The following is a 10,965-nucleotide window of genomic DNA, read 5'->3' as shown; positions in this document are numbered from 1 at the left end:
GGCAGGTCGGCGCGCACCGTGTCGATCGCATTGCGCACTTCGTTGAGTGCGACCTCGGCGTTCTTGTCGATGTTGAAAGCGACCTTGATCGACGCCGAACCGTCGGTGAGGGTGGTGGTGATGTGCTCGATGCCGCCGAGCGACGCGACCTGATCCTCGATCTTGCGTGCCACCTCGGTTTCCATCTGCGCCGGTGCGACGCCCTCGTAGGTCGCGGCGATGGTGATCGTCGGCAGTTCGATGTCGGGGAAGTTCTGGATACCGACGACCCGCTGCGCCTGGGCTTTGTCTGTGCCATGTGGTTGACCGGCTTCGATGCGCCAAGCTGCTCGACGGTGTAGCTCGACAAGCCGATGCGCAACCACACGCTGATGCAAATCATAGCCCGCGCCAATCGGGTCTTCCCCGGCAAGCACAGCGGCACCATCGTCGATTACGCCAACGTCTTCGCCTCGCTGGAAAAGGCGCTGGCGATCTACGGGGCCGGCAAGGATGGCAACGGGTCGGTCAACTGCGCGGTCAAGGACAAGCAGCAACTCGTCGAGGAACTGCGCCAGGCGGTGGAGGATGCCACGGCCTCCTGTGCCGCGCACGGCGTGATGCTGAGCGAGATGGAGGCGCCGGGCGCCGGCAGCATGGGGCGCCTGTCACGCATCCAGGAAGGCATCAACGCGCTGATTTCGCCCGACCCGCTACGGCGCGATTTCTTGGCCCATGCGCGGCTGCTCAGTGCGTTTTACCGTGCCGTGAAGCCCCATCCTTCGGCGCTGGAATTCGCCAGTCGTGTCGGCTGCCTGACGACCCTGGCCGACGCCATCCGCTCCAGGCTGAACCCCAGCCGAGCGGACATTTCGCCGGTGTTGGGGAAATCAACGGTCTGCTCGACGAATCGATCACCGGCCACGAAATCCGCCAGTCGGGGCCGCCGCCACTTGACCTGTCCAAGATCAACTTTGACGCGCTGGCGCAACGCTTCAAGGAATCCAGGCACAGGAAACCGAGCTGGAAGCCCTAACGGCCGCCATCCGCGCCCAACCGGAAAAGGTGATCCAGTTGAACCGCACACGTGCCGACTTCGTCGAAAAGTTCGAGGCGCTGATCGAAAACTACAACGCCGGCAGCCGCAGTATCGACGATTCGTTCGAGGAACTGGTGAAGCTGTCCAACAGCCTGGACGACGAGCAGGAACGGCATGTGCGCGAGAACATGAGCGAAGAAGAGTTGGTCGTCTTTGACATCCTGATGCGACCGGCGCCGGAACTCTCGGCCGAGGAACGGGCCGCCGTGAAGAAGGCTGCTCGCGAACTGCAGGCGCGGCTCAAGGCGCTGTTGGTCCTGAACTGGCGGCAGAAGGCGGCAGCGCGGTCAAAGCTGAAGCTGACCATCGAAGATACCCTCGACACCGCCCTGCCTCGTGCCTATTCGCCTGAGCTATACCACCAGAAATGCTCGGCGGTATTCGAGCATGTGTACGAGAGCTATCCGGAGAGGAATGCTGGGGTGTATGCCTCGGTTTAACGATGGCGCCGAATGGCTGCGTCCAGCGGGCGATGGCCTCACTGCTGGATTCGGTGCTCTTTCCGGCCGCATCGCTTGCCGATCCGTACCACGGCCGCGGGCGGACCGAGGAGGCGCTGCGCCGGATCAAGCATCCGATCGGGCTGGAGCATACGTCCGGCTTGACCTGGCATGCGGCTGGTCAGGATTACGGCGCCAAAGCGGTCTCTGGCAACCGCGATGCGCTGGCCGCCCATGCCGCCACCAATGCTCACCGCGATTAGCCCGCGTGACCACATGCTGCTTTCGAGGATTGATCGTCGGCACTCCCTACTCCAGATTCTGCACCTGCTCGCGCATCTGCTCGATCAGCAGCTTGAACTTGATCGCCAATTGCGACAGCTCGGCGACCAGCGACTTGGAACCGAAGGTATTGGCTTCGCGATTGAGTTCCTGCATCAGGAAATCCAGGCGCTTGCCGGTCGCGCCGCCAGCCTTGAGCACCCGCTCGACCTCGTCGAGGTGGGTCGACAGGCGCGCCAGCTCCTCGGCGACGTCGATGCGCGCGGCAAAGATCGCCACCTCCTGGCGCAGGCGGTCGTCGTCCACGGTCGCGAAGGCGTCCAGCAGACGCTGCTGCAACTTTTCGTTGAATGCGGTCAGCGCCGCCGGGACGCGCGGTTCGACCTCGCGCAGCAAGGCGCGCATGCGGGCCACTTTGTCGAGGATCACGGCAGCCAGTTTCTCGCCTTCACGGGCCCGGCTCGCCGTGAAATCGTCGAGAGCGTCGCTGGCCAGAGCCAGGCAGGCTGGAACCACGCTCTCGAGATCCAGCCCGTCATCGCCAAAGATGCCGGGCCAGCGCAGAACGTCGGCGACCGCCAACGGCGCCGCCAGTGGCAGCGCTTGCCGCACCTCGGTATCGAAACGCTTGAGGCGTTCGAGCAGGTCGGCGTTCAGGCCTGCCTGATCGGCGACGCCTGTCGCGGCAACGAAAGCCAGCCGGCACTCGAGCTTGCCGCGCGCCAGCCGCGTGCCGATCAACTCGCGCAGCGCCGGTTCAACGATGCGCAACTCGTCGCAGACTCGGAAGTGATAATCCAGGTAACGGGAATTGACACTTTTCAGCTCGATGTGCAATACGCCACCTTTGACGGCGCGCATCGTGGCAGCATAGCCGGTCATACTGTAGATCATTGAATTCCTGACGTGTGGACGGAGGCGGATCTGCAGCCGGCTTTACAGCCCACCCCCAAAGACCGGACAATGGCCGACCCCCTGGATGATAGCCTTGACAGCGATGGTGCAACAAGCGAACCACCCCCTTCCCCCGGCTTTCCAGCTCGATGAATACCGTATCGAGCAGCAGCTGTCATTGGGTGGCTTTTCGATCGTCTATGTCGCCATTGACAGCCAGGGGACGCGGGTCGCCATCAAGGAGTACCTGCCCAACACCCTGGCCCTGCGCGGAGAAGGCCGAACCGCACCGGTGATCGCCGAGGACCACCTGCCCGCTTTCCGCTATGGAATGAAGTGTTTTTTTGAAGAAGGCCGGGCGCTGGCCGGCCTTTCTCACCCGAACGTGATCCGCGTGTTGAATTTCTTCCGTGCCAACGAGACGGTATACATGGTCATGGAGTACGAACACGGCCGGACGCTGCAGGAACTGATCCAGAAGAACAGGGCCGGAGTCACCGAGAATTTCATCCGCAACGTCTTTACCAAGATGCTCAATGGCCTGCGCGAAGTGCACTCGCATCGTCTGCTTCATCTCGACCTCAAGCCGTCGAACATCTATATGCGCAACAACCACGTCCCGGTGCTGATCGACTTCGGTGCGGCACGCCAGACCCTGGCCTGCGACACGCCCATGCTCAAACCGATGTACACGCCCGGCTTTGCCTCGCCGGAGCACTACAACCAGCGCGATCTGCTCGGCCCGTGGAGCGACATTTACAGTGTCGGCGCGTCGATGTACGCCTGTATCGCCGGCAGCACGCCACAAGCGGCCGACGCCCGTCTGGAGAGGGACCGTCTGGTGCCGGCGATGGTCCGCTGGGAAGGCCAGTACTCGGACCAGCTGCTCGAAACGATCGACTGGTGCCTGTGCCTGAACCATCGCTACCGCCCGCAGAGCGTCTTCGCGCTGCAGAAGGCGCTCACCGAACCGGTCATCGCGCCCGTGCCACGACTACCGCCGAAAGAAACCTGGCTCGGCCAGATGGTCGGCAAACTGAAGAAATCCAGAAACCCATGAAATTCACCATCTACCAGGAAAGCCGCACCGGCAAGCGTGCCAATAATGAAGACCGGCTGGCACACTGCTATTCGCGGGACAGCCTGCTGCTGGTTGTCGCCGACGGCATGGGTGGTCACTACTATGGTGAAGTGGCGGCGCAGATCGCCGTCCAGACCGTGACCGAGGCCTTCCAGCGCGAGGTCAGGACGCGCATCCGGGACCCCTTCCTGTTCCTCCAGAAGGGGATGCTCAACGCCCACCGCGGCATTCTCGACTTCGCCGGCAAACACCGCCTGGCGGACTCCCCGCGCACCACCTGCGTCGCCTGTATCGTGCAGAACAACATCGCCTACTGGGCGCACTCGGGTGATTCCCGGCTGTATCTGCTGCGCAAGGGCAGAGTGCTGGCGCAGACCAAGGACCACTCACGGGTGCGGCTTCTGCTCGAGCAGGGAGTGATCAGCGAAGACGAGGCCCGCGATCATCCCGATCGCAACAAGATTTACGGCTGCCTGGGTGGCCAGCAGACGCCGGAGATCGAGTTTTCGCACAAGACGACGCTCGAAGCCGAAGACGTACTGGTGCTGTGCACCGACGGCGTCTGGAGCGGACTGCCCGGTCCAATCCTGGCGGCCTCGCTGAAAACCGGCAACCTGATGCGCACCGTGCCGCTGCTGCTCGGTCAGGCCGAGACCCGCGGCGGACCGCAGGCCGACAACCTGTCGATGATCGCCGTACGCTGGCAGGATAGCTACGTCGACGAGAGCAGCGGCAGCAGCAGCCTGATCTCGACCAAGTCGATGTCGCGCGACACGGTTACCACCCGAATGGCCGGGTTCGGACGCAACCCGGGCCAGAAGACCGAACTCAGCGAAGAGGAGATCGAACTGGCCATTGAAGAGATCCGCTCGACCATTCAGAAGTACTCAAAATAGGAAATTGCATGCGCCCCAGTCACCGTCAACCGTCGCAACTGCGCAATGTCCGCATTGCCCGCCGCTTCACCCGCCACGCCGAGGGCTCGGTGCTGATCGAGATGGGCGACACGCGCGTGTTGTGCACCGCCAGCATCGAGGAGTCCGTGCCGGCCTTTCTGCGGGGTGCCGGGCAGGGTTGGGTGACTGCCGAATACGGCATGCTGCCGCGCTCTACCCACACCCGTACCGGCCGCGAGGCGGCCAAAGGCAAGCAAAGCGGCCGGACCCAGGAAATCCAGCGCCTGATCGGCCGCGCGCTGCGCGCGGTCACCGACCTCAAGGCGCTGGGCGAACGCCAGATCACGCTCGATTGCGACGTTCTGCAGGCCGACGGCGGCACCCGCTGCGCGGCGATTACCGGCGCCTGGCTGGCGCTCAACGACGCTTGCGAACAACTGCTGAGCAAGGGCAGGATTGCCGCCAACCCCTTGCGTGATCACGTCGCCGCGGTCTCGGTGGGGATCTACAACGGGCTGGCGGTGCTCGACCTCGACTACGCCGAGGACGCGAACTGCGACACCGACATGAATGTGGTGATGACCGGCGGCGGCGGCATCGTCGAGGTGCAGGGAACGGCCGAAGGCGAGCCCTTTACACGCGGCCAGATGAGCGAACTGCTCGACCTGGCCGACGCCGGCATCGGCCGGCTGATCAGCCACCAGAAAGCGTCGCTGTCACTATGAAACTGGTCCTTGCTTCGAACAACGCCAAGAAACTGAAGGAACTCGACGCGATTCTCGCGCCGCTCGGCTGGGAACTGGTTACCCAGGGCGAACTCGGCGTTCCCGAGGTCGAAGAGCCGTATTGCACCTTCGTCGAGAATGCCCTGACCAAGGCTCGCCACGCATCGCTGCTGACCGGTCTGCCAGCTCTCGCCGACGATTCCGGGCTTTGTGTCGACGCCCTGGGCGGCGCGCCGGGCGTGCAGTCGGCACGCTACGCCGGCGAACCGAAGTCGGATGTTCGCAACAACCAAAAACTGCTCGGTGAACTCGGCGAGAATGACCAGCGCACGGCGCACTTCGTCGCCGTGATCGTCTTTGTTCGCCACGCCGACGACCCGCAACCGATCATCGCCGAGGGTGAATGGCACGGCGAAATTCTGCGGGCGGCGCGTGGCCAGGACGGCTTCGGCTACGACCCCCTGTTCTACGTCCGCGAACTCGACCGCAGTTCGGCCGAACTCGACGCCGCCGAAAAGAACCGCCGCTCGCACCGCGGCCAGGCGCTTGCCCGGCTCGTCGAACGGCTGCTGGCGCGTCGCTGATGCCCGAGCCCTGGCGAGGCAAGGTCATCCCACTGATCCCGGCACCGCGCTCCGGGCCAGCGGCGCGCCGCGAAATCCAGTTCCGAACACCGCCGCCGCTGTCGCTCTATGTGCACATTCCCTGGTGCGTGCAGAAGTGCCCGTACTGCGACTTCAACTCGCATCCGCTGCCCGCATCCGGCACCGACGTTCAAGCGCCGGCGGTGATCCCCGAGGACGACTACCTGGCGGCGCTGGTCGCCGACCTCGAATGCGCCCTGCCGACGATCTGGGGGCGCCGGGTCGATAGCGTTTTTCTTGGCGGCGGCACGCCCAGCCTGCTCTCCGGCGACGGCGTCGACCACCTGCTGGCCGCCCTGCGCAGCCGCCTGCCCTTGCTGCCGAACGCCGAAATCACCCTGGAGGCCAATCCGGCCAGTGCTGAAGCCGGCAAATTCGCCGCCTTTCGAGCCGCCGGCATCAATCGCCTGTCGATCGGCATCCAGAGTTTCAACCCACGGCACCTCAAGGCGCTCGGCCGTGCGCACGACGCTCGGCAGGCTCGCCAGGCGGTCGCCACCGCCGCCAGCCACTTCGCCAACTTCAACCTCGACCTGATCTACGGGCTGCCCGGGCAGAGCGTCACCGAGGCGCTGGCGGACATCGACGCGGCGCTGTCCTTCGCGCCGCCACACCTGTCGTGCTATCAGCTGACCATCGAAGCGAACACCGCTTTCGCCGCCAGTCCGCCAACGCTTCCCGATCCCGACAGCTGTGCCGACATGCAGGACGCCATCGAGAGCAGGCTGGCTGCGGCCGGCTACCAGCACTACGAAACCTCGGCTTTCGCCCGCGCCGGCCATCACTGCCAGCACAATCTCAACTACTGGCAGTTCGGCGATTACCTGGGGATCGGTGCCGGCGCGCACAGCAAGCTGACGCTGCACGATCGCGTGCTCCGGCAAATGCGCTGGAAGCGTCCCGAGCAGTACCTGGCCCAGGTCGCCGCCGGAAAGCCGCTCCAGGAAGAGTTCGCCGTCGCCGCGCGCGACCTGCCGTTCGAATTCATGCTCAACGCGCTGCGCCTGCTGCAGGGCTTCGATGCACCCTTGTTCGAACTGCGCACCTCCTTGCCGCTGCTCAGCATCGAGCGTGAACTGCGACAGGCCGAACGCGACGGCCTGATCGAGCGCCAACTGCAGCGCATCGCCCCCAGCGATCGCGGTCGGCGCTTTCTCAATCAACTGCTCGAACGCTTCCTCGTCGAACGGGCCTGACCCGGAAGGAAGACAGCGGGCAGCGTCGCCAGGCCGGCAGTGACTACTTCTGCATGCCGGCAACGGCCTGGTAAAGCTGTTGCCTGAGTTCGTCGGCGGGCTGCCCCTGGGCCTCGGCAAGGCGAATCTGGCGCAGCAGATCGGAAACCTGCGCGGCGGCAGCGCTTTGCTCGCTGGAGGGCCGGTTCGCCGCCTTGCCCCCGGCGCCGGCGGGGCCGCTCGCGGCGGTCGACGCACCGGCTTGCCCAGCGGGTTGGCCATCGACCATCAGCTGCGCGCGCTCGGCACCGGGCCGCCCGCGGCGAGCGGTGATGACCATTGACGGCGGCACGTAGGGGCGCGGCATCTGGCGTGCCGCGAGCGGCGGGGGACTGGCGCGCCGCAAGGCGTTGGCGGTGGCCTGGAGCTTCTTGTGCAAGGCCTCGCTCGGCCTCCCTTCGGCTTCGGCGGCGCGGATCTCCTTCAGGATCTCGTCGATCTCGCTGGGCACCGCTGCCGAACGAAGCGCTTCGCCAAAACTCTCCTTCGGCGCCTTGACCGCAATTTCAAACTCCTCCGGCGACGAAATCATCTTCGCCAGCCGCAGATGGTCGTAGCGCATGGCGATGGTCAAGGGCGTATCGCCCCAGTCGTTCTGTGACTTCGGATTGGCCCCCGCTTCGAGCAACAGCCGCGCCATCCCGTCGCGACCTTCGCGGGCGGCCAGGATCAACGGCGTCGACAGGTTCGGCGAGCGGGCATTGACGTTGGCGCCACGGGCGATCAGCTCTTCGGCCAGCTGCTGGTGACCGTTGAACACCGCATAATGCAGCGCCCCCCAGTTGTTGCCCTGGCGATCCAGCGGCGCGCCGTGCTCCAGCAGCCAGTTGACCGCTTCACGATGCCCGCCCCAGGCCGCGAGTTGCAGTGCCTGCTCGCCGTTGCGATTGGTACGCCGGACATCGGCGCCGCGTTCGACGAACAGAGCCATCATCTCGATCCTGCCATGCCAGGCGGCGACCATCAGACCGGTGCCGATCTGGGCAGCCTGGTACTCCGGGTCCAGCCCCTGGTCGAGCCAGCGGGTCACCGTTCGCAGGTCGCCGCGCTCGACAGCGTAGCCGAAGGTAATCGGGTCGGGCACCGACGGCGGTAACTGTGCCCGCACCGGGCCAGCCAGCAAGACGACGGTCAGCAACAGCACTCTGCCAGGACTACCGAGCAGTTGCCGCAGCAGCTGTTTCACGAAATGTTTCACAAGGTCCTCCAATCGGTACCGGCCAGGCAGGCTTGGATGGCGGCGGCGCGGTGTCGTGTTGCACGGTTTTGGTTCACAATGTCGGGCTGATGCCGTCCCGCCTGATCCTCGCCCTCGCGCTATCGCTCGCCCTGCACGCCAGCCTGCTCCTTCCGGAAGCCCTCCAGCGCAACACGCCGCCAGCGCAGCCACCGCTGCAGGCGACGCTGCGTCTGCCGCTCAAGCCAGCGGTTGCCAACGACGAAGCGCTGCTGAAAAACACCCTCGAAAGCGCCAAGGCAGCCGTTGCCGCCAGACCACCCCGGACCTCCGGCGTTGCCCACAGCTCGCAGCCGACTGCCGTTCCCAAGCGCGAAGTTGCGGCGGCACAGCGAAAACTCTCCGAACACCTGTACTATCCGCCGGAAGCCGTCGCCCGCGGCATCGAAGGCGAGGTTCGCCTGATTCTTACGGTCAGCGCAGACGGCCAGATCACCGACATCAACATCGCCAGCAGCAGCGGCCATGCGATCCTCGACAAGGCCGCCGTGAAGGCCGCCTGGGCGATGGGCAAGATCAACTGGGCGCATTCACGCGAGTTCATCCTGCTGGTCCCCTTCCGGCTGGTGGACTGAACCGGCTCGACGGCGAAAGACCAGATCCCAGACGCCGTGCCCGAGTCGCAGGCCGCGTTGCTCGAACTTCGTCTGCGGGCGGTGCCCGGGGCGCGGCGCGAAGTCGCTGGCGGTATTTTCCAGCAACGCTTCGGACGACAGGACCGACAGCATCTGCTGCGCATAGTCCTGCCAGTCGGTCGCGCAGTGAAGATAGCCGCCCGGCCGCAAGCGGCTGGCCAACAAGCCGACCAGTGGCGGCTGCAGCAAGCGCCGCTTGTGGTGGCGCTTCTTCGGCCACGGATCGGGGAAGAAGACGTGCACCCCGGCCAGCGTCGCCGGGGCAATCATCTCGCGCAGCACCTCGACCGCGTCGTGCTGGACGATGCGCTGGTTGGTCAGGCCCATTTCGGCGACCAGCTTGCACAGGCTGCCGACGCCCGGGGTGTGCACTTCGATCCCGAGGTAGTCGTTCTCGGGGTGCGCGGCGGCGATCGCCGCCGACGTCTCGCCCATGCCGAAGCCAATCTCCAGAATCCGCGGCGCCGCGCGGCCGAAAAGCGCATCGAGATCGAGACGCGCCGCCACGTAGGGAACGCCGATGCTGCCCATCATCGCTTCACGGTAGCGCTGCTGCGCACTCGACACGCGACCCTGGCGGCGAACGTAACTGCGGATATGCGCCGGCCGTGCGGCGGCGCTATCGGCCTGCTGACCGTCCACGGCTACGAACCGATCAAGCCGGTGGTCGGCGACGAAGGATCGGCCGAATAGAACTTGCGCGCCATCCTGCCGGCGAGGAAGGCCGCCCGCCCCGCCTCGACTGCCTGCTTCATCGCGCTGGCCATCAGCAACGGATCGCGGGCGTGCGCGATGGCGGTGTTCATCAGCACCCCGTCGCAACCCAGCTCCATGGCGATCGCCGCGTCTGAAGCGGTGCCGACGCCGGCGTCGACCAGCACCGGCACCTTGGCGTTGTCGATGATCAGGCGCAGGTTCCACGGGTTGACGATACCCATTCCGGAGCCGATCAGCGAAGCCAGCGGCATCACCGCGACGCAGCCGATCTCCTCGAGCATCCTGGCCTGGATCGGGTCGTCGGCACAGTAGACCATCACCTCGAAGCCCTCGCTGACCAGCGTTTCCGCAGCCTTCAGCGTTTCCGGCATGTTCGGGAACAGATTGTTCGGGTCGCCAAGCACCTCCAATTTGCACAGCGGATGACCATCAAGCAGTTCGCGTGCCAGACGCAGGGTGCGCACCGCGTCGGTAGCGGTATAGCAGCCGGCGGTATTCGGCAGAATCGTGAACTGCGACGGCGGCAGCGCGTCGAGCAGGTTCGGCTCGCCGGCATTCTGGCCAATGTTGGTGCGCCGGATGGCGACGGTGACGATCTCGGCGCCAGAGGCGTCGATCGCTGCCCGCGTCTCGGCGAAATCCTTGTACTTGCCGGTACCGACGAGCAGACGGGAACGATAGGTCTTGCCGGCGATCGTCAGGCCGTTGAGAGCAGCGTGCATGCGTCGTTCTCTTCCGAGTGAGGCTCAGCCGCCGCCGACGGCGACAACGATCTCGATCCGGTCGCCGTCGGCCAGAACTGTTTCGGCATGACGGCCACGGGGAACGATCGCACCGTTGCATTCGACGGCGATCCGCTTGCCGCTGTGCTGCAGCGCCTCGACGAGAGCGGCCACCGTCAGCGGCGAAGGAAATTGGCGGCTTTCGCCGTTGATCATGAGTTCCATAAGACTTTGATTTTACCACGCCGGCGGAAGATAAGGCGATATTCTCTATTGTTCATACCGTTGTATGCGATACTTTCAGTAGATTATGAGGTTGGAGGTATTGCTGATGAGGGTCGCCACGGTAGCTGAAAGCAAGGTTTCTCTCGAAGCCGTC

General features: G+C 64.9%; 15 protein-coding genes. 8 read left to right on the top strand and 7 right to left on the bottom strand.

What is annotated here, in order from left to right:
* Both Q1L50_RS10710 and Q1L50_RS10705 read right to left on the bottom strand, forming a co-directional pair.
* The coding region (locus Q1L50_RS10710) for an efflux RND transporter permease subunit (protein WP_300338394.1) at positions 1 to 317 on the bottom strand (317 nt) is incomplete at its 3' end.
* Between the two features lie 419 nt (positions 318 to 736).
* Positions 737 to 904: a hypothetical protein gene (locus Q1L50_RS10705; RefSeq protein ID WP_300338385.1), complete on the bottom strand. Its 168-nt coding sequence runs from the start codon at positions 902 to 904 to the stop codon at positions 737 to 739.
* Between the two features lie 77 nt (positions 905 to 981).
* Here Q1L50_RS10705 and Q1L50_RS10700 point away from each other — a divergent pair, with 77 nt between their 5' ends.
* Both Q1L50_RS10700 and Q1L50_RS10695 read left to right on the top strand, forming a co-directional pair.
* Positions 982 to 1,518 carry a type I restriction enzyme endonuclease domain-containing protein gene (locus Q1L50_RS10700; protein ID WP_366145229.1) on the top strand — a complete coding sequence of 179 codons (537 nt, stop codon included), beginning with the start codon at positions 982 to 984 and terminating at the stop codon, positions 1,516 to 1,518.
* Between the two features lie 32 nt (positions 1,519 to 1,550).
* On the top strand, positions 1,551 to 1,781 hold the full coding sequence (locus Q1L50_RS10695; RefSeq protein ID WP_300338383.1) for a hypothetical protein: 231 nt from the start codon (positions 1,551 to 1,553) through the stop codon (positions 1,779 to 1,781).
* A gap of 46 nt (positions 1,782 to 1,827) precedes the next feature.
* Here the strand turns inward: Q1L50_RS10695 and Q1L50_RS10690 are convergent, their stop codons facing one another.
* Positions 1,828 to 2,694: a YicC/YloC family endoribonuclease gene (locus Q1L50_RS10690; RefSeq protein WP_300338380.1), complete on the bottom strand. Its 867-nt coding sequence runs from the start codon at positions 2,692 to 2,694 to the stop codon at positions 1,828 to 1,830.
* 103 nt (positions 2,695 to 2,797) lie between these two features.
* On the opposite strand from Q1L50_RS10690, the gene Q1L50_RS10685 reads away from it, so the two are divergent.
* Genes Q1L50_RS10685 through hemW form a run of 5 tightly spaced genes read left to right on the top strand, consistent with a single transcriptional unit; the run spans position 2,798 to position 7,236 of the window.
* On the top strand, positions 2,798 to 3,754 hold the full coding sequence (locus tag Q1L50_RS10685; protein ID WP_300338388.1) for a serine/threonine-protein kinase: 957 nt from the start codon (positions 2,798 to 2,800) through the stop codon (positions 3,752 to 3,754).
* Positions 3,751 to 4,671 carry a protein phosphatase 2C domain-containing protein gene (locus Q1L50_RS10680; RefSeq protein ID WP_300338378.1) on the top strand — a complete coding sequence of 307 codons (921 nt, stop codon included), beginning with the start codon at positions 3,751 to 3,753 and terminating at the stop codon, positions 4,669 to 4,671. Before Q1L50_RS10685 ends, Q1L50_RS10680 begins: the two co-directional genes overlap by 4 nt.
* Before the next feature lie 8 nt (positions 4,672 to 4,679).
* Positions 4,680 to 5,396, top strand: coding sequence for a ribonuclease PH (gene rph / locus Q1L50_RS10675; RefSeq protein ID WP_300338375.1), 717 nt, complete (start codon positions 4,680 to 4,682; stop codon positions 5,394 to 5,396).
* Entirely contained in the window at positions 5,393 to 5,980 is a 588-nt protein-coding gene (rdgB, locus tag Q1L50_RS10670; protein ID WP_300338372.1) for an RdgB/HAM1 family non-canonical purine NTP pyrophosphatase, read from the top strand. The genes rph and rdgB overlap by 4 nt, the downstream gene beginning before the upstream one ends.
* Complete coding sequence (gene hemW / locus Q1L50_RS10665) at positions 5,980 to 7,236, top strand: radical SAM family heme chaperone HemW (protein ID WP_300338369.1); 1,257 nt, start codon at positions 5,980 to 5,982, stop codon at positions 7,234 to 7,236. The genes rdgB and hemW overlap by 1 nt, the downstream gene beginning before the upstream one ends.
* Before the next feature lie 43 nt (positions 7,237 to 7,279).
* On the opposite strand, the gene Q1L50_RS10660 is transcribed toward hemW, so the two are convergent.
* On the bottom strand, positions 7,280 to 8,473 hold the full coding sequence (locus Q1L50_RS10660; RefSeq protein ID WP_300338366.1) for an ankyrin repeat domain-containing protein: 1,194 nt from the start codon (positions 8,471 to 8,473) through the stop codon (positions 7,280 to 7,282).
* Positions 8,474 to 8,562: 89 nt separating this feature from the next.
* Here Q1L50_RS10660 and Q1L50_RS10655 point away from each other — a divergent pair, with 89 nt between their 5' ends.
* The gene (locus Q1L50_RS10655) at positions 8,563 to 9,087 is read left to right on the top strand and encodes an energy transducer TonB (protein ID WP_300338364.1); all 525 of its coding nucleotides are present in this window, start codon (positions 8,563 to 8,565) and stop codon (positions 9,085 to 9,087) included.
* On the opposite strand, the gene trmB is transcribed toward Q1L50_RS10655, so the two are convergent.
* From trmB to thiS, 3 genes are read right to left on the bottom strand one after another with little or no spacing between them, the layout of a single operon-like run.
* Positions 9,043 to 9,789, bottom strand: coding sequence for a tRNA (guanosine(46)-N7)-methyltransferase TrmB (gene trmB / locus Q1L50_RS10650; RefSeq protein WP_300338362.1), 747 nt, complete (start codon positions 9,787 to 9,789; stop codon positions 9,043 to 9,045). The two genes, Q1L50_RS10655 and trmB, sit on opposite strands and share 45 nt — an antisense overlap.
* A 2-nt stretch (positions 9,790 to 9,791) precedes the next feature.
* Entirely contained in the window at positions 9,792 to 10,586 is a 795-nt protein-coding gene (locus Q1L50_RS10645) for a thiazole synthase (protein ID WP_300338360.1), read from the bottom strand.
* Between the two features lie 24 nt (positions 10,587 to 10,610).
* Positions 10,611 to 10,811, bottom strand: a complete 201-nt coding sequence (thiS, locus tag Q1L50_RS10640) for a sulfur carrier protein ThiS (protein WP_300338357.1) — start codon at positions 10,809 to 10,811, stop codon at positions 10,611 to 10,613.
* Positions 10,812 to 10,965: the final 154 nt, after the last annotated feature.

The organism is Accumulibacter sp., from assembly GCF_029255145.1.
Classification (GTDB): domain Bacteria; phylum Pseudomonadota; class Gammaproteobacteria; order Burkholderiales; family Rhodocyclaceae; genus Accumulibacter.
This window is presented reverse-complemented; position numbering and strand designations above follow the sequence as displayed.